This window comes from Rhizobium sp. YIM 134829 (assembly GCF_046546455.1).
This window is the reverse complement of the sequence record NZ_JBKHKI010000001.1, coordinates 134,972-153,065: the sequence shown is the minus strand read 5'-3', so window position 1 is coordinate 153,065 and position 18,094 is coordinate 134,972. Positions and strand designations below refer to the sequence as shown.

General features: G+C 65.2%; 16 protein-coding genes. 5 read left to right on the top strand and 11 right to left on the bottom strand.

Annotation, left to right across the window (positions count from 1 at the left end; genetic code table 11):
- Positions 1-17: 17 nt before the first annotated feature.
- The 3 genes from ACLE20_RS00800 to ACLE20_RS00790 form a co-directional block, all read right to left on the bottom strand.
- Positions 18-1,199, bottom strand: a complete 1,182-nt coding sequence (locus ACLE20_RS00800; RefSeq protein ID WP_410938353.1) for a hypothetical protein — start codon at positions 1,197-1,199, stop codon at positions 18-20.
- A 332-nt stretch (positions 1,200-1,531) separates the two neighbouring features.
- A complete protein-coding gene (locus ACLE20_RS00795; RefSeq protein ID WP_410938352.1) occupies positions 1,532-2,803 on the bottom strand; it encodes a lipase family protein in 1,272 nt (423 codons plus the stop codon).
- A 401-nt stretch (positions 2,804-3,204) separates the two neighbouring features.
- Positions 3,205-4,200: an aldo/keto reductase gene (locus ACLE20_RS00790; RefSeq protein ID WP_410938351.1), complete on the bottom strand. Its 996-nt coding sequence runs from the start codon at positions 4,198-4,200 to the stop codon at positions 3,205-3,207.
- A 550-nt stretch (positions 4,201-4,750) separates the two neighbouring features.
- Here ACLE20_RS00790 and ACLE20_RS00785 point away from each other — a divergent pair.
- Both ACLE20_RS00785 and ACLE20_RS00780 read left to right on the top strand, forming a co-directional pair.
- Entirely contained in the window at positions 4,751-5,044 is a 294-nt protein-coding gene (locus ACLE20_RS00785; RefSeq protein WP_410938350.1) for a hypothetical protein, read from the top strand.
- Between the two features lie 296 nt (positions 5,045-5,340).
- Positions 5,341-5,583, top strand: coding sequence for a hypothetical protein (locus tag ACLE20_RS00780; protein WP_410938349.1), 243 nt, complete (start codon positions 5,341-5,343; stop codon positions 5,581-5,583).
- Positions 5,584-5,704: 121 nt separating this feature from the next.
- On the opposite strand, the gene ACLE20_RS00775 is transcribed toward ACLE20_RS00780, so the two are convergent.
- The 5 genes from ACLE20_RS00775 to betA all read right to left on the bottom strand — a co-directional run bounded on the left by ACLE20_RS00775 (position 5,705) and on the right by betA (position 12,525).
- A complete protein-coding gene (locus tag ACLE20_RS00775) occupies positions 5,705-6,979 on the bottom strand; it encodes an ImmA/IrrE family metallo-endopeptidase (RefSeq protein WP_410938348.1) in 1,275 nt (424 codons plus the stop codon).
- Between the two features lie 292 nt (positions 6,980-7,271).
- On the bottom strand, positions 7,272-8,789 hold the full coding sequence (cysN, locus tag ACLE20_RS00770) for a sulfate adenylyltransferase subunit CysN (protein WP_410938347.1): 1,518 nt from the start codon (positions 8,787-8,789) through the stop codon (positions 7,272-7,274).
- Positions 8,789-9,742 carry a sulfate adenylyltransferase subunit CysD gene (gene cysD, locus ACLE20_RS00765; RefSeq protein WP_410938346.1) on the bottom strand — a complete coding sequence of 318 codons (954 nt, stop codon included), beginning with the start codon at positions 9,740-9,742 and terminating at the stop codon, positions 8,789-8,791. Before cysD ends, cysN begins: the two co-directional genes overlap by 1 nt.
- Positions 9,743-9,779: 37 nt before the next feature.
- Complete coding sequence (locus tag ACLE20_RS00760; protein WP_410938345.1) at positions 9,780-10,616, bottom strand: phosphoadenylyl-sulfate reductase; 837 nt, start codon at positions 10,614-10,616, stop codon at positions 9,780-9,782.
- 256 nt (positions 10,617-10,872) lie between these two features.
- Positions 10,873-12,525 (bottom strand): choline dehydrogenase, encoded by a 1,653-nt coding sequence (gene betA, locus ACLE20_RS00755; RefSeq protein WP_410938344.1) that lies wholly within the window; start codon positions 12,523-12,525, stop codon positions 10,873-10,875.
- A gap of 98 nt (positions 12,526-12,623) precedes the next feature.
- On the opposite strand from betA, the gene ACLE20_RS00750 reads away from it, so the two are divergent.
- Together ACLE20_RS00750 and ACLE20_RS00745 are read left to right on the top strand one after the other, a co-directional pair.
- A complete protein-coding gene (locus tag ACLE20_RS00750; RefSeq protein WP_410938343.1) occupies positions 12,624-12,821 on the top strand; it encodes a type II toxin-antitoxin system RelE family toxin in 198 nt (65 codons plus the stop codon).
- 3 nt (positions 12,822-12,824) lie between these two features.
- The gene (locus ACLE20_RS00745) at positions 12,825-13,196 is read left to right on the top strand and encodes a helix-turn-helix domain-containing protein (RefSeq protein WP_410938342.1); all 372 of its coding nucleotides are present in this window, start codon (positions 12,825-12,827) and stop codon (positions 13,194-13,196) included.
- Here the strand turns inward: ACLE20_RS00745 and betB are convergent.
- The 3 genes from betB to betI are packed head-to-tail and all read right to left on the bottom strand — an operon-like array spanning position 13,190 to position 16,801.
- Positions 13,190-14,653 carry a betaine-aldehyde dehydrogenase gene (gene betB, locus ACLE20_RS00740; RefSeq protein ID WP_410938341.1) on the bottom strand — a complete coding sequence of 488 codons (1,464 nt, stop codon included), beginning with the start codon at positions 14,651-14,653 and terminating at the stop codon, positions 13,190-13,192. The genes ACLE20_RS00745 and betB overlap by 7 nt on opposite strands.
- 4 nt (positions 14,654-14,657) lie before the next feature.
- Positions 14,658-16,190, bottom strand: a complete 1,533-nt coding sequence (betC, locus tag ACLE20_RS00735; RefSeq protein WP_410938340.1) for a choline-sulfatase — start codon at positions 16,188-16,190, stop codon at positions 14,658-14,660.
- Positions 16,187-16,801 (bottom strand): transcriptional regulator BetI, encoded by a 615-nt coding sequence (gene betI / locus ACLE20_RS00730; protein WP_410938339.1) that lies wholly within the window; start codon positions 16,799-16,801, stop codon positions 16,187-16,189. Before betI ends, betC begins: the two co-directional genes overlap by 4 nt.
- 211 nt (positions 16,802-17,012) lie before the next feature.
- Between betI and ACLE20_RS00725 the strand changes: the two genes are divergently transcribed.
- Entirely contained in the window at positions 17,013-18,011 is a 999-nt protein-coding gene (locus tag ACLE20_RS00725) for an NAD(P)H-quinone oxidoreductase (protein WP_410938338.1), read from the top strand.
- Positions 18,012-18,094 lie beyond the last annotated feature (83 nt).

The window sequence follows — 18,094 nt, the reverse complement described above, 5'->3', positions numbered from 1 at the left end:
GTCGCGCCCTCGTCGTCTTACCAGCCCGGCTCCTCCCCATAGCGCCCGTCATCCCGCCATCGCTCGGGCGGGGTTCCCGTCGCGCGGTCGATCAGGCGGCCGGCTTCGCGGAAGGGGGCGGTGGCGAGGTCGAGGAGGCGGCTGCCGGGCGGGGCGACGCGGCCTTCGAGGATCAGGCCGTCGCGCGGATCGACGACGCCGACCGGGGCCGGCGGGATCGGTGCAGGCGGACGCGCATCCAGGCTGCGCTGGCGGGCAAAGACTTCTGGCGGTAGCGGCGGGTAGACGGGCTGATCGATCGCCTGGCGGCGGCGCAGGGCCGGCGCGGGCTCGCCGATCGCCACCCGACGCAGAGCCGGGCGGGGACGCGGGACAGGAACGATGTCCAGACGCGGCAGAACGACCCCCGGCTCCAGCGCCGCCTCTTCCACGGCGCCCTGCTTCGCCACATCGGTCCTCGCAGTGGTTTGAGAGACCACGGGTGTTGGCGGCGCCACCGCGGCAGTCTGATTTCGCGGCGTGGAGGGCTCTGTTCTCGGGCCCGTCGCTGCCATGCGATCAGTTGGCTGCTCGGCTGGTGCCGCCGTCACGAGGCGCTCCAAGCGGGTGTCGCGGATAGGGGCTTCGGCCGTTGGTGCCGGTGGGGCGGCAGCGATGGCGGTCTCGCCCTCTGTGGCGGTGGGAGCGCTTGCTGACTGATCCTTCGCAGTGGGCTTGCCCGAGGCGGTTTCACGGAGTGGCGCGGGTGAGGGTGCTGGACCGGCTGCTTCCTCGGCTTCCGCCAGCCCGCGCGGCTGCGCCTCCGCCTCCATCGATGCATCTGCCGCTGCGGGAGCGTCCCGTTCCTCGCTCGCAGCCGCCGGGGCCTCGGCGCGCGGTGTCGCGTCTAGGGCCAACGGTTCCGTTGCGGGCGGTTCCTCGCTTGCTGCGGCGGCCACATCCTCCGCGGCCTCATTCCGGTCGGTCATCTCCGGAGCGACAGTGTCCTGCGCGACGATGTCGGGGTCTGCCGTGGCCATCTGTTCGGTGGCCGGGGGGGCGAGCAGGCGGCGGGCGGGGTCCCGGCCGGGCAGGCTGCTCAGCGCGATGGCCGAGAGCGGCGCCAGAATGAACAGCGTCAGCATCGCGACGCGCGCCACACGCTTGCCGGACGCGCGCCGGCGACGGCGCGGCGAGACCTCGTTCCATATCGGCAGCATGTCCATCATCCCGGCCTATCCCGTGTGTCGCAGCCGACCAACGGGAGCATGGGGACCAAATTAGGGCGCGGGCGGCAAAAAGATGAAGAAAGTCTTAAGGGGCGCGACGAGGGTGGTGCGTGGCCGCGGCCGATTGTGCTTTCGGTCATGAAGACGAAGACGGGCCTGTCCGATCCTCATCCGATCCCAGGGCATTTCCGGTGAACGCCGGTTCACCGGACATGCCCTGGGGTCTTGTCTTTACCGCATGATCCGACGCCGAAGCGATCTCGCTTCGGCTGGGATCGCTCAAGCCTAAGGCCTGGCAGGCGCGTCTGAGATTAGTCCTGGGCTCAGCGGTCCAGCAGGCTGGCGGCGGGGGAGGGGCCGGCCGTCAGCAGGGTGAAGTCGAAGCGGGCCGGCCGATCGGGCCCCAGCACATATTGCCGGTGGACGCGCAGGAAGCTGAGGCGGATGCGGCGATAGCGCTCGGGGCTCAACACCTGCTTCAGCCTCAGCTGGAGGATGGCCGCGGGCGGCGAATCGGGGTGGCCGCAGAGCGCCACGACCGGCGCCTTGTAGAAATGGATGGGGTCGGTCAGGCATTGGACGTCGATCCAGCGCAGGCCGGGAAAGCGCGCAATGCGGCCGACATCGGCGCGCAGCAGGCTCGCGCTTCGGAGCAGCGCGCATTGCAGGATGGCGCTGCCGAGCGTCACCATGGTCACGCGTCTGCCCTCGAGAAGCGCCGCATCGCGTTCGATCAGCGATCCGAGCAGCATTGCGGCGATACTGGCGCCCATGCTGTGGCCGCTGACGACGATCTCGTCCACCGCGCCCGCCTCGTCGATCGCCTGCCTCATGGTCTCCAAGCTTGCCGTTAGCCACTCATTGATCGCCGGCCGGTCCTGGCGGGCGATCGCGACGGCCATCTGCCAATCGGCAAAGAGCAGCAGGCAGTGGAACCGGTTGCCGAGCGGCAACAGCAGGCGGGTGAAGAGGAGAACCGCGGCCGGCAGGCTCCAGATGAGGTGCAGCGGCGAGAGGCCGAGGATCAGCGGCAGGGCAGCCCCAAGTCCGGCTCCGCCGAGCATCAACCCGACCATGAGGAACGGGAAGAGGAAGAACAGCGCGAACCGCCAGCCATGGCGAAGATAGCCGGCGAGCCCGCCTTCGCCGACCACGCGCAGCGCGCTCAGCGCTCCGCTTGCCAGCCGCACTGCAAGCGGCCGCCGGGTGAGGGCGGCGACAAGCGACGCATGGTCGATGAGCACGATGCGGCTCGAGGTCGTTTCCCCCGCGGGACCCGCGCCTTCGGGATTGCGACAGGTGACGGTAAAGGCGCCGGCGCTGCCGATCTTCTCCAGGGGCCCGACCTCGATGGCCAGCCCATGCACCGCAGCACTCTGGCGGGCGGCGCGCTGATAGCGGGCGCGATGGGCGCCGGCATCGAGCGGCTCGAAGCCCGGGCAGTGCACCACCAGCCGCGTCGCGATCCGGCCCGTGCCCCCGGCTAGCGCCGACATGTCGGGTGCCGGGCGGAGAGCACCCGCCTCCGGCACAGCGCGACCCGGTTCGCCAAAGCCAGCCAGCAGCGGGCGGTCGAGACCGTCGGAAAGCGCCATAAGGTCGGGTCCTTGAAACGCGAGAAACAGGCGGGCGCGCCGCCGGGGTGGACGGTGGCGAGAACGACGGCAATGCGGCGGAATGGTGGCGATGGATCGAGACGGCGCCGAAGTCGCATCGCGCTTGAGTTGGCATCCCCGGAGCCAGTCCCATGGCAGCGCTCCCGCCCCACGGTCTCTCCCCCCTTGTAGGGGAGATGGGCGGCAGCTGAGAGCGGGCCTTCTGGGACATGCGGTAAGGGTTGATGGAGGCGCTGGTTTGTGGCTGGCCGCTCCCAAGTAAGCTCCGGTTCCAGCCCCGCCCAAGGCCCCCTCTGGCCTGCCGGCCATCTCCCCCACAAGGGGGGAGACACCCAGCCGCGACCGCACGCGCTACGTCGATCGTCGCGACTGGTGTCCGCTCAGCTGAACCCCGCCACTGCGTGCGGGACGTAAGGCGCCTCCAGCCGCTGGCGTTCGTCCTCTGTCAGGGTGATCTCCAGCGCCGCGATCGCATCGTCGAGGTGGGTGGGTTTGGAGGCGCCGATGATGGGGGCGGTGATGCCGGGCTTGGAGAGCAGCCAGGCGAGCGCCACTTGCGCGCGGGGCACGCCGCGCTCGGCCGCCACCGCGCCGACGGCCTCGATCACCCGCCGGTCCGCCTCGGCGGTGGCGGCGTAGAGCGCGCGGGTGACAGTATCCGTCTCGCCGCGCGCGGTCGTTTCCTCCGGCGCGCGGGTCAGCCGGCCGCGGGCGAGCGGGCTCCAGGGGATGACGCCGATGCCCTCCGACGCGCAGAGCGGCAGCATTTCCCGCTCCTCCTCGCGATAGAGCAGGTTCAGATGGTTCTGCATGCTGACGAAGCGCGTCCAGCCATGTTTCTCGGCGGTGGCCAGCGCCTTGGCGAACTGCCAGGCATACATGGAGGAGGCGCCGATATAGCGCGCCTTGCCGGCCTTCACCACGTCGTGCAGCGCCTCCAGCGTCTCCTCGATGGGGGTGTGATAATCCCAGCGGTGGATCTGGTAGAGATCGACATAATCCGTGCCGAGCCGCTTGAGGCTCGCATCGATCGACTGGAAGATCGCCTTGCGCGACAGGCCCGCCATGTTCGGCCGGTGCTTGGCGCCATGGGGCCCGAGCGGGAAGAACACTTTGGTGGCGAGCACGATCTCCTCGCGCTGCGCAAAATCCTTCAGCGCCCGGCCGACGATCTCCTCCGACGTGCCGTCGGAATAGCTGTTGGCCGTGTCGAAGAAGGTGATGCCGCGCTCGACCGCCTGGCGGATCAGCGGCCGGCTCTCCTCCTCGCCCAGGGTCCAGCTGTGATTGCCGCGCTCCGGCACACCATAGGTCATGCAGCCGAGGCAGAGGGCGGAGACTTCGAGGCCCGTGCGGCCGAGGCGGGTGGTCTTCATGGCAGATCCTTTCGTCACAGAAACAGGCGGCGTGGCCGGGGTGGCGGTCAAAGACCTCCGCGGGCCAGACGGCGCGCCGCCCGGCGGAACGCGGAGACCGGCCCCTAGGGAGATGGCAGGGCGGGCAGGCTTTCCCCCTCTCTCTATGCGATCTTCCCGGCCGGCGCGAGAGCGCGGCGGTGCTCGCGGCTCCCCCGGGGAGGGCTTCGACGGAAAGGACCGTTCGCCGCGCATCCCTCATCTCCGATGCCGGGTTCGCGGGAGCCGTTGAAACGGGACCTAGCGGATGACCCACCGAGTCCGGCCCACAGCGACAGAGCGTGCCGCAAGGGGCATGCCACAACGGGGGCCGGGCGGAGAGGAAAGGCCGGAGAGGAGGCGGCCCGCGCTGCCGGCGGCGGCGCGGCCCAAGCGGGTGGAGCCGGGGCCGGGCTCTTCTGGAACCACTGCCCGCGCCCTATGTTCAATCCCTGCCGGCCTGGCGCAAAGCCCTGCCGCTGCGGCGCGAAGGGCGAGCCGGCCCGCGCGCCCCCGATCAAGGAGCCACGCCATGCGCCAGACCCTTCTCTGCCTCAGCCTGCTTCTGCCGCTTGCCGCCTGCACCAGTGCAAGCACGGGCACGGGCGAGGGCTTCAACCCCGCACCCATTCCGGGCAGCATCACCTATCAAGGCCAGCCGCGCACCAAGCTCACCAAGGCGCCGGTCGGCAGCACCTTCACCCACCGCTTCCGCGGCGGCCGCTATGGCGAGGAATATGAGGAGATCTACCGCATCGCGCCGGATCGCTCGCTGGAGCTGCTCAGCCGCCGCCGCACGCGGCCCTTCTTCGAGTGGAACGACTAGGGCCTTTCCGGTGACCTCCGGTTCACCGGAAAGGCCCCAGGGTCTTGTCTTGACCACATGATCCGACGCCAAAGCGCTCTCGCTTCGGCTGGACAGGCTCCCATGGCCTGATGTCGACAGGGGCCACCGCGTGCCGACCCCTCCCGCGCCGCCGCTTAAGGCTGCAGCTCTGCCGGAGCCCGGCGCGCCGCGCGGGACGAAGCGGGGGGAGAGGGCGCCGCAGGGCCGGGCGGGAACAGGAAGGGCGGTCTGCGGGTTCAACCCCTCGAGACCAACCCGGATCAAGGAGACCCGCCATGACCCCTCTCGACCGCCCCGCCGGCCATTTCGAAACCGAGCGTGAAGCCGGCACGGCCGAGCGCACGCTCAACGCCGTCAAGGCCGAAGCCAGCGCCGTGAAGGACGCCGCGATCGACCACCCCCACACCGCCACCACCCTCCTGGCCCTCGTCGGCCTCGCCGGCTTTTTGCTCGGCCATGTGGCCGGCTACCGCGCGGCGGAGCAGGAGTATGAGAGCCGCCGGCGGCGGTTCTGGTAAGGGCTAAATAGGCGAAAATTCAGCCCGCCGAGGAAACTCGGCGGACCTTCTCATGGGCTTCTCTAAGTGAGAGCACAGCGCCAACTACATAAGTTTAGTACCGTAATCTTAGACGTGCAGCTCAAATTCTAAAAATTTGCCCCACTTGTCGGGCGCTAGAGTCTTCCCCAAACTTTCTATGATCTTGTAATAGGCCAATTTTTCTTAGTCTAAATTCAATTGCAATTTTCGAAACCTGGAAGTAGATTGAAAGTTTATGGATTAATTCGTTGTAAGGAATATAATTGCATGGCTGATCGTCCACAAAAATAAGGCCGAAGCCTTTGTCGCGTATTTCAAGTTTTCGACAGAAAAATTTCACCGCAATGTCGAATACCTTATGCGGAAGTAAGATTTCCGAAGCAAACATATTAGCTTGTGACTCTAATCTCATTAAAGCGGAAGCGTTGGAACCTTCAGTATCTCCAATGAGATCCTGCTCAAACACAGATTCGGAACGAAGATAGGTTCGGTGCCCTAGGCAGATGTGCCCTATCTCATGACTGATCGTGAACCGTCTTCGAAACTCATTGTCATGTGGATATATTCGAATATGGTTTCGTTCAAGATTCACAGAGCCCAAGACAAGCGCGCCATTTGCATCAACCAATTTCTCACCGGCGAAATCCAGCGTCACAGACATGGCTTCACAGACGGCTGCGAGGTCAACGGGGCCCTCCTTGTAGTGAACGCCTTCAAGGATTTCGATTGCGAAATCCCTTATGTCGCTCTGCGATAGAAAAGGGATTGCATTAACTGACGATCGGTACGCTTCACTAGGGGTTTCAAAGTTTTCCAAAAGACCTTTCGGGCTACTAAAAAATGTCCCATCGTAAAAGGCGGAGAACTTTAAAGCCTTGTGATTAAGCGCACCATCTAGAAGTTGGGCTTCAAGGTAACTCTGCCCAACAAAATCATATGTGTGTCGCTGAAGTATTACATCAGCGCCTTCTTCATCGATCTTCACCAGCCCCATCGAGCGGGCAGTGAGAATCGCGAGGGCTCCACTTTGTAGTCTCGAGGAAACCACCAAGATGCCCTTGGCCGAGTGACCAAATACAGTTCTGAGCTGATCAGAAAAAGCGCGAACTTTTTCCTCTGGAATTTTTCTTTTGTAGTTTTTGCATTCAAACACAACATACAAATAAGGAGTTGTTGCGCCGTCACGGAAAAACTCAATGACAACATCGAATTCGAGTTTCCCATTTCTCTCAGGGCACGGATACTTGGGCTTTCTTCGAATTTTGCAGTGCCTTGGACTGTGAGCGCCATAGACTAAATCCCCTCGCTCCTGTTGAGCGGTCAGATAATCTACCAGCGCGTCTTCTAGACTGTTGCCCTTTGCCGTGGAATTCAATCAAGACCCCTTGAGCTTTTGAGTTTTTAGAGAGGTTTCCTTTAGGTTTTGGGGAGTCTCTAATTTTAACACAAAAAACTTTTGGATAAAAGGTGAGCTTGTACTAGGCGATTTAGATCTTTCTCTACAGCGTAGTTTCATCGGTGTGCTCAGTTGGTCAACACTACTCGCTACGTCGGAGGCATTGGAATGGAGAGTATCGTCTGCTGGAGCCCTCCGCACACATCAAAACCCCCCGCCTCCTTCCGGAGACGAGGGGCCCAATCCACCTAGCAGCCTTACCCGCCCGCTCTCACTCGTCGAGCAAATCCAACACCTGCCCCGCCCGGGCCGCCGTCACGCGGCGCACGTCCACATCCTCGCGGCGGGAGGAGAGGAGGTCGCTCGCCAGCAGGCGGTCGGCGAGGTCGGCGGGCAGGGAGAGGATGACGCGGGCGTCTTCGGTGTGGAGGCCGGAGAGCGAGGAGCGCTTGGCGGTGATCATGCCGCCCGCCACAGTATTGTTGGTGTCCGGGTCGATCAGGATGAAGGCGCCGGTCGTGCGGTTCTGCTCATAGGGATCGAAGACCGCCTGTTCGTCGAAGACGAGATGCACCTTGCCGATCGCATTCATGGGCAGCGAGGCGGCGGCATTCCACTTGCCGGCCTTGAGGTCGAGCTGGCTCACCGGCTCGACGCTGACGCGCTGGCGGCGCGAACCGCTCTTCAGCCAGTAGCGCTTGCCGGGCAGAATGCCTTCGGCCTGCAGCGCCACCACCTGGGCGTCGAAGGCGGTGCCGGTCTGCGGCTGGTTGTCGATCGCGACGATCATGTCGCCGCGCGCCACATCCACCTGCCGGTCGAGCACCAGCGTTACGGCATCGCCGGTCACGGCGGCATTGCGGACGAGATCGAAGGTGACGATCTTCTGGACATTGGCGACCATGCCGGAGGGCAGGATCACGACGCTGTCGCCGGGCTTGACCGAGCCGCCGGCGACCGTCCCCTGATAGCCGCGGAAGCTTTCGCCGGGGCGCGAGACGCGCTGGACGGGCAGGCGGAAGCCGGTCGACTGGCCGGAGCGGGCGGTGGCGAGCTCCAGCACCTCGACCAGCGTCGGGCCGTCATACCAGGGCATGGCGGCGCGGCCGTCGAAGACGACGTTCTCGCCCTTGAGTGCGGAGACCGGGATGGCGGTGACCTGGCGCACGCCGAGCGAGAGCGCCAGCTCCTTGAACTCGTGCGAGATCGCGTCGAAGCGCGCCTGGTCGTAGCCGGTCAGGTCGATCTTGTTGACGGCGAGCACGAACTGCTTGATGCCCATCAGCGTGGCGATGGTCGCATGCCGCCGGGTCTGTTCCAGAAGACCGGCGCGGGCATCGACCAGCAGCACGGCGAGATCGGCGGTCGAGGCGCCGGTCGCCATGTTGCGGGTATATTGCTCATGGCCGGGCGTATCGGCGACGATGAAGGAGCGCTTGTCGGTCGAGAAATAGCGATAGGCGACATCGATGGTGATGCCCTGTTCGCGCTCGGCCTGCAGCCCGTCGAGCAGCAGGGCGAAATCCGGCAGGCCGAGATCGTTCTGCTGGCCGCTGTCGCGGGCGAGCGTGGCGGCCTGGTCGTCCTTGACCGCCTTGGTGTCCCAGAGCAGCCGGCCGATCAGCGTCGACTTGCCGTCATCGACCGAGCCGCAGGTGATGAGGCGCAGCGGCCGCGAATCGCGCGGGGATCGCGCGGCTTCGGCCGGAAAGCTGGTGACCGTGCTGCCCTTGCCCTCGCGGGCGGTTTCGGTGTCGTGCGAAGCGGCGAGCGGTGCGGAAACAGTCATCAGAAATATCCTTCGCGTTTCTTCTTCTCCATCGAGCCGGACTGATCCCGGTCGATGGCGCGGCCCTGGCGTTCGGAGACGGTCGCGGTTTCGAGCTCGGCGATGATGTCGTCGAGCGTCGCGGCGGTGGAGCGGATGGCGCCGGTCAGCGGGAAGCAACCGAGCGTGCGGAAGCGGATCATCTCCTCGCGCTTCTCTTCGCCGGGCTGAAGCTCGAGGCGCGGATCTTCCGCCAGGATCAGCATGCCGTCACGCTCGACCACCGGGCGCTTGGCGGCGAAATAGAGCGGCACGATCGGGATGTCCTCGGCCTGGATGTAGCGCCAGATGTCGACCTCGGTCCAATTGGACAGCGGGAAGGCGCGCACGCTCTCGCCCTTGCGGATCATGCCGTTATAGACGTTCCAGAGCTCGGGGCGCTGGTTGCGCGGGTCCCAGCGGTGGTCGGGCGTGCGGAAGGAATAGATGCGCTCCTTGGCGCGGCTCGCCTCCTCGTCGCGCCGCGCGCCGCCGAAGGCCGCGTCGAACTGGCCAGCGTCCAGTGCCTGGCGCAGCGCTTCCGTCTTCATGATGTCGGTGTAGAGCGCCGAGCCATGGGTGAAGGGCGTGATGTTCTCGGCCGCGCCGCGCGGATTGGTGTGCGAGATCAGGTCGAGATCATAGTCGCGCACGATTCTGTCGCGGAAGGCGATCATCTCGGCGAACTTCCAGCCGGTGTTCACATGCAACAGCGGGAAGGGCACGCGGCCGGGATAGAAGGCCTTACGCGCCAGATGCAAGAGCACGGCGGAATCCTTGCCGACCGAATAGAGCATGACCGGCTTTTCGAACTCGGCCGCCACCTCGCGGAAGATGTGGATCGACTCGTTCTCGAGCGCCTTCAGATGCGGGTCGAGCGGCGCCTTCGCGCTCTGCGGATTGTGGAGTTCCGTTTCCGGAAGGGAAAGGGGCATGATGTCAAATCTCCGAAGATCGGTCTTGCGTGCGCCGTCAGGCGACGCTGTCGGCGAGCGCCTGGCGCTCGGCGGATGAAGCGGCAGGGTCGGGGGCGGCCTGGTCACGACCAGAAGCAGGGACGGGGGAGCGGGTAGGGATCTCGGAGGCCGCGTCGGCCACATGCAGGCCGCATTCGCGCGTCTCGTCGTTCTCCCACCACCAGCGGCCGGCCCGCTCCGGCTCGCCGGGCTTGATCGCCCTGGTACAGGGCTCGCAGCCGATCGAGGGATAGCCGCGCGCATGCAGCGGATTGACCGGGATCGCCTCGGCCGCCACCGTGGCGCGGATCGTGTCGATGTCCCAGTCGGCAAGCGGGTTGATCTTGATCAGCCCACGCTCGAGATCGGCCTCGGCCAGCGGCGTCTCGGCGCGATTGCCGGACTGGCCGCGGCGCAGGCCGGTGATCCAGTATTGCGCGCCGGAAAGCGCCCGGCCAAGCGGCTTCACCTTGCGCACGCCGCAGCAGGCATGGCGCGCCTCGATGCTGTCATAGAAGCCGTTCAGCCCATAGGCCACCACATAGGCGTCGAGATCGGCCTGTTCGGGGTGGTAGCGCTTGACGAGCAGGCCATAGGTCTCTTCGGTGCGGTCGATCAGCGCCACGGTCTCGGTGAAAAGGCGCCCTGTCTCCAGCGTCGCCACCTCGATCGCGCCGGCCGGCGCGCCCCCGGCGATCGCCCAGGTAATCACCTGGTCCTCGATGCCGAGGCTGGTGGTGAAGACGGCACGGCCGGGAAGGGTGGCGATGAGCGCCAGGCGCTCTTTCAGCGTCAGGCCTTCCAGCCGCCGGGCGAGCTCCGCGGCAGCTGTCTCGATCGTGGGGACTGTCATGGATGCGAATCCTGTCTTTGCAGTTGTGCGAATATGACAGGAGATTGTGACAAGAGACAGAAAAAGCCTTTGTGAATCCAGGGTGAAGCGGAGCAAATATCACTCCGATCTTGCACCTCTGCAGAAAAGCTCGGCATGCCCGTAGGAACGGCGGCCAATTGAAGGAAGATTATCGGTTTTATAGAGAATTTAAGCTCTCAACTGACGTCGTGACGGGCGGGCGATCGCGCCCGGCTCCGTCTTCGAAGACCGACACCTAGCGATCGCTCACCGCCGCGCGCGGATTGACCCAGGGGGTCTGGTTGGAGCGGGGCAGCGGCTGGCGGTTCAGGATGTGGTCCGCGGCCTTCTCGCCGGTCATGATCGAGGGGCCGTTCAAGTTGCCATAGGTGACATGCGGGAAGATCGAGCTGTCGGCGACCCGCAAGCCCTCGACCCCGATGACCCGCGTCTGCGGATCCACCACGGCCAGCGGGTCGGTCGCATCGCCCATTCGGCATGTGCCGCAGGGGTGGTAGGCGCTCTCCAGATGCTCGCGCAAGAAGGCGTCGATCGCCTCATCGCTCTGCACGGCCTCGCCCGGCTGGATCTCCGGGCCGCGATAGGTGTCGAAGGCCGTCTGGCTGAAGATCTCGCGCGTCAGCCGCACGCAGTGGCGGAATTTCTCCCAGTCTTCCGGATGGCTCATATAGTTGAAGCGGATCACCGGGTCGGCCTTGGCATCGGGTGAGCGCAGCGTCACGCTGCCGCGCGACTTCGACAGGTTGTAGCCGACATGCACCTGGAAGCCATGGCTCTTCGCCGCCGCCTTGCCGTCATAGGAGATGGCGACGGGGAGGAAGTGATACTGGATATCCGGCTGGACGAGGCCGGGCGCCGAGCGCAGGAAGGCGCAGGCCTCGAACTGGTTGGAGGAGCCGAGCCCCGTGCGGGTCAGCAGCCACTGCGCGCCCGCCACCCCCTGCCAGAACCAGGGCAGCCAGGAATAGAGCGAGACCGGCTTGGTCGAGACCTGCTGGAAGTAGAATTCCATATGGTCCTGCAGATTGGCGCCGACGCCGGGCCTGTCCGCCTTCACCTCGATCCCCATGTCCTTCAAGTGCTCGGCCGGGCCGATGCCGGAGAGCATCAGCAGCTTGGGCGAGTTGAAGGAGGAGGCGGAGATGATGACCTCGCGGCCCGCCCGCACGATCTCCACCGCGCCATTGCGCTCGATCTCGACACCGACCGCGCGCCCGTTCTCGATCACGACCTTGCGGGCAAAGCCGTGAACGAGGCGGCAGTTCCCCCGCTTCATCGCCGGGCGGAGATAGGCATTGGCCGCCGACCAGCGCCGGCCGTGATGGATCGTCTGCTCCATCAGGCCGAAGCCTTCCTGCTTGGAGCCGTTATAGTCCTCCGTCAGCTCGAAGCCTGCTTCCTGGCCGGCCTTGATGAAGGCGTGGAAAAGCGGGTTCTTGACCGGGCCGCGCCGCACATGCAGCGGTCCGTCCGTGCCCCGCCAGCCTTCCTCGCCGCCATGGCTGGTCTCCATCCGCTTGAAGTAGGGCAGCACGTCGGCATAGGCCCAGCCGCGGGCGCCGAGCGCTTCCCAGCGGTTAAAGTCCTCGGCATGGCCGCGCACATAGACCAGCCCGTTGATCGAGGAGGAGCCGCCGATCACCTTGCCGCGCGGCGCGGTGATCCGGCGGTTGTTCAGGTTCGGCTCGGGCTCGGAGAGGTAGCCCCAATTGTAGCGCTTCATGCTCATCGGCCAGGCGAGCGCGGCCGGCATCTGGATGAACGGCCCGAAATCCGACCCGCCCGCCTCGATGACGATCACCGAATGCTTGCCGTCCTCCGACAGGCGATAAGCAAGCGCCGAACCGGCGGAACCGGAGCCGACGATGACGAAGTCTGCCTGGTTCATATCAGCACCTTCGGATTGATGGTCGAGTGAGAGATCGCTAAAATGCAGGCATGAAACGGGTGATGTATGCCAAGTCTGCGAGTTAGGTACTTGATCATATGCAGCCGAAGCGGCGCCTCGCCATTCGTGCTGAAGTGGACGCGTTTGCCCGCGGCGAGAAAGTCGACGTCAAGCGACTGCGAGGCAGCCCGTATTTGCGTATTCGCGTTGGCGACGATCGCGTGGTGCTCGATGATCTCACGGGCCTGGTCTTCGTCGTCGAGGTCGGACCGCGTGGTGGAATCTACAGGAAGTGAGCGATGGGTGATTTTCGCAAAACGGTGATCGACGGTGAGGCTTATGTTCTCGTGCCTGAAGAGGAATTTGAGGATCTGATGGACATCATCGCCGCGGAACAGACGCTTGCGCGCATTCGGGCCGGCGAGGAAACCTGGCCTGCGGAGCTTGTCTACGAGCTTTGGGAAACGGACAGCCGAATTCGCACGCTTCGCACCTATCGCGGTTTGACCATCGACAAACTTGCCGAGCAAGCAGGTCTTTCCTCGGAAGTCCTGTCCGGAGTGGAAGCAGGCGCGCAAGACCCATCGACCGAGGAGCTTCAGCGAATCGCCAAGGCCTTGCGGGTTGATCTCGACGATCTCGTCGTGATGGCGGAGGTGGACCATCAATAGGGTGCCTCGACCTTGCCCATGCCGACATAGACGGTCTTGAGCTCGGAGTAATGCTCCAGCGCGGCGAGCGAGTTCTCCCGCCCGAAGCCGGATTGCTTGGAGCCGCCGAAGGGAATCTCGACCGGGCAGAGATTATAGGTGTTGATCCAGAGCGTACCGGCTTCCAGCTGATCGACGACGCGGTGCGCGCGCTTCATGTCGGCGGTGAAGACGCCGGCGGAGAGGCCGAATTCGGTCGCATTGGCGCGGGCGATCACCTCGTCCTCCCGCTCGAAATCGAGCACGCACATGACCGGGCCGAAGATCTCCTCGCGCGCGATCGTCATGCCGTCCGTCACATCGGCAAAGACGGTCGGCTGGATGTAGAAGCCCTCGCCGGAAACGTCGTTCGGAATGGCGCCGCCGGTGACGAGCCGCGCCCCTTCCGCCTTGCCGGCCTCGATATAGCCGAGCACCTTGTCACGTTGCGCTTTCGAGACCATCGGCCCGAGCTGCGTCGCCTCGTCCATGGGATCGCCGATGCGGATCGCCTCGGTGCGGGCCTTCAACCGCGCGAGGAAGGCGCTCTTCAGCGCAGACTGGACGAAGACGCGGGTGCCGTTCGAACAGACCTGGCCGGTCGAGTAGAAATTGCCGAGCATGGCGCCGGAGACGGCATCGTCGAGATCCGCATCTTCGAAGACGATCAGCGGCGACTTGCCGCCGAGCTCCATCGTCACATGCTTGAGCTGCCCGGCGGCGGCGGCCGCCACCTTGCGCCCCGTCGGCACCGAGCCGGTGAGCGAGACCTTGGCGACATCGGGATGGTTGACGAGCAGCGGCCCGGTCTCCCGGTCGCCCTGGATCACATTGTAGAGCCCCTTCGGCGCCCCCGCCTCGATCAAGATCTCGGCAATCTTCAGCGCGCCCAGCGGCGTCATTTCCGAAGGCTTAAAGATCATGGCATTGCCGGCAGCGAGCGCCGGCGCGCCCTTCCAGCAGGCAATCTGCTGGGGATAGTTCCAGGCGCCGATGCCGACGCAGACGCCGAGTGGCACGCGCTTGGTATAGGCGAAGTCATCCCCGAGCGGGATATGGCTGCCATTCATCCCGGCCGCGATGACGCCGCCGAAGAACTCGAAACTATCGGCGCCGGATGTCGGATCGGCGACGATCGTTTCCTGGATCGGCTTGCCGGTGTCGAGCGTTTCCAGTTCGGAAAGCTGGCGGTTGCGCGCCCGCATGATCTCGGCCGCCTTCTTCAGCACGCGGCCACGCGCGGTCGGGCTCAAGCCCGCCCATTCCTTCTGCGCCCGCTTGGCGGCGGCAATGGCCTGCTCGACGATCGCCGGCGTCGCGGCATGGAGTTTCGCGATCACCTCGCCGGTCGCGGGATAGATGCTGTCGAAGGGCGTGCCGGCCGTGTCCTCGACATAGGCGCCATCGATGAAGTGGGAGGCTTTCGGTTGCGCTCTCATCGTCTCATTCTCCCCGCGGAAAGCGTTTGGATTGCTCGAGCGTGTCGAGGTTCATGTGGTTGCGCATGTAGCGCTCGGAGGCGTCGCGCAGCGGCTGGTGATCCCAGGGGTAGTAGGCGCCGTTGCGCAGGGCCTCGTAGACGATCCAGCGTCGCGCCTGGCTTTCGCGCACGGCGGCGTCGAAGGCGGCCATGTCCCAGCGCGCCTCGCGCATCAGGCGGAAGGACTCCAGCGTCGCCGCAGTGGCGGAATCCGGCGGGTTGGCGGCAAGGTTCACCTGTTCCAGCGGATCGGCGGAGAGGTCGAAGAGCATGTCGGGGTCGAGCGCGCAATGGACATATTTCCACTTGCCCTCGCGGATCGCCACCAGCGGCGCATAGGAGGCCTCCGCCGCATATTCCATCAGCACCGGCGCCACGCGATCCGCGCCATCGATCACCGGCCGCAGGCTCTCGCCATCGGTCCAGGGCATGATGTCCTCGATCGAAATGCCGGCGAGGTCGCAGAGCGTCGGGCAGATGTCGAGGTTGGAGACCGGCGCGCTGTGCAGGCCGGGAGCGATGCCAGGGCCGGCGATCATCAGCGGCACGCGCGCCGAGCCCTCGAAGAAGTTCATCTTGAACCACAGGCCCCGCTCGCCCAGCATGTCGCCATGGTCGGAGCAGAAGAGGATGACCGTGTCGTCCAGCATGCGGGTGCGGGCGAGCACGTCGATCAGGCTGCCGACCTTGTCGTCGAGATAGCTGATATTGGCGAAATAGGCGCGGCGCGAGCGGCGGATGTCTTCGTCGCGCACATCGAAATTGCCGTAGTCGCAGGCGTGGATGATGCGCTGCGAATGCGGATCCTGCTCCTCGAGCATGCCGACGCGCGGAAGAAGCGCGGCACAGTCCTCGTAGAGGTCCCAATATTTCCGCCGTGCCACATAGGGGTCGTGCGGATGGGTGAAGGAGGCGGTGAGGCACCAGGGGCGGCGGCCCTCATCCTCGCTCTTGCGCGCCAGCTGATAGAGCTTCTGCTCGGCGAGGAAGGCGACCTCGTCGTCATATTCCATCTGGTTGGTGATCTCGGCCACGCCCGCGCCGGTGACCGAGCCGAGATTGTGATACCACCAGTCGATCCGCTCGCCGGGCTTGCGGTAATCCGGCGTCCAGCCGAAATCCGCAGGGTAAATATCCGTCGTCAGCCGCTCCTCGAAACCGTGCAGCTGGTCCGGTCCGACGAAATGCATCTTGCCCGACAGCGCCGTGTAATAGCCGGCGCGGCGCAGATGATGGGCGAAGGTCGGGATGGAGGAGACATATTCGGCGGCATTGTCGTAGACGCCGGTGCGGCTCGGCAATTGCCCGGCCATGAAGGAGGCCCGCGCCGGCGCGCAGAGCGGCGAGGCGGTGTAATTGTTCACGAACCTAGCCGAGCGGCGGGCGAGGCTTTTCAGATGCGGCGCATGCAGGAAATCCGCCGGGCCATCAGGAAACAGGGTCCCGTTCAGCTGGTCGACCATGATGATCAGGATATTCGGTCTGGCGGCAGTCACGCATGTCGTCCTTCGGCTGGCATTTCGATGCGGGCGCGGGCGAGCGCGGCATCCACATAGGCTTCGGTGAGCGCGATCGAGCGCTCGCGGGACAGCGGCGCTGCCGCAAGCGCGCGGCGCAGATAGAGCCCGTCGATCAGCGCCGCCGCACCCTCGGCAATGCCACGCGCCAGATCCGGCGGGCACAGCGCTGCGAGATTGACGACGAGGTTGGAATGCAGGCGCCGCGCATAGAGCACGAGCAGATGCCGCATCGCCTCCGAGCTCTGGGCCTGCGAATAAAAGGCGAGCCAGGCGGCCACCGTTTCCGGCGCGAACTGGCCGGCATGGAAGCTGACGCGGATCAGCGCCGAAACCCGCGCGCGCGGCGAAGCGGCCGCGTTCAAGGCGTGAATCGTGTCGCGGCGGAGATCGGCGAGCAGGGAGCGGATCGTGGCGATCAGCAGCTCGTCCTTGCTGCCGAAATAATGATGCGCCAGCGCCGGCGACACGCCGGCCCGCCGGGCGATATCGGACATGGTCACCGTCAGCGTTCCCTGATCGCCAATGGCGCTCAAGGCCGCATCGACCAGCGCCTTGCGGCGAAGCGGCTCCATTCCAAGTTTCGGCATCGACCGTCTCATCTCCCGATGCAACCGAGGTTATTCTTGATTGATGCCTCAATCAAACCCCAATCGCTTCCCCGGCCGCGCTATCCCATGTCGTTTGCAGCGAAGATCTGGCGACCAGCCGTCGCCGACCGTCTGCCCCACGTTCCGCGCCCGCGTTGCCTTCGTCGGCCATGGCGATAGATAAAGATCATGCGAGGTGAGAGGACCGAGAATGACGCTGCCGCATGAGATGACCTATGTCGATCTGCCCAATCCCGGTGGTCCTGAGGCGATGGTGCTTGCCCGCGGACCGCTGCCCGAACTGCAAGCAGGCCAGCTTCTGCTGCGGGTCGAAGCGGCCGGCATCAACCGGCCGGACGTGATGCAGCGCCAGGGCAAATATCCGCCGCCGCAGGGCGCGAGCCCGATCATGGGGCTGGAAGTGGCCGGCGAGGTGGTCGCGCTGGGCGAGGGTGTGGAAGGCTTTGCGCTCGGCGAGAAGGTGACCGCGCTCGCCAACGGCGGCGGCTATGCCGAGTTCTGCGCCGTCCCGGCCAGCCAGGCGCTGCCCTGGCCGAAGGCCTATGACGCAGCACGCGCGGCGGCGCTGCCGGAGACCTTCTTCACCGTCTGGGCCAATGTCTTCCAGATGGCCGATCTCGTGGAGGGCGAATCCTTTCTCGTCCATGGCGGCACCAGCGGCATCGGCACGACGGCGATCCAGCTGGCGAGCGCCTTCGGCGCCCAGGTCTTCGCCACCGCCGGCACGGCGGAGAAGTGCAAGGCCTGCGAAACGCTCGGCGCCCGCAAGGCGATCAACTACCGCGAGGCGGATTTCGCAGCCGTGCTGAAGGCGGAGACCGAGGGGCGCGGCGTCGATGTCATTCTCGACATGGTCGGCGCCCCCTATTTCGCCCGCAATCTCGACAGCCTCGCCCGCGACGGACGCTTGGCGCTGATCGCCTTTTCGGGCGGCGCGACGCTCTCCGATGTCTCGCTGGTGCCGATCATGACCAAGCGGCTGCGCGTCATGGGCTCGGCGCTCCGGCCGCGCACGGCGGTGGAAAAGGAGGCGATCCGCGACGATCTGCTGGACGATGTCTGGCCGCTTCTGGAGGAGGGGACGGTCGCCCCGGTCATCCATGCCGTGCTGCCCTTCGCCAATGTCGCGGAGGCGCATCGGCTGATGGAGGATGGCGCGCATATCGGTAAGATCATTTTGACCCTGTGACATTTCGCCATGCGCGCGCCCTTGCATTCGGGGAAAGACGCGCTCATATTTCGATCATGTTCAACGCAAAGAAAGGAAGGTGA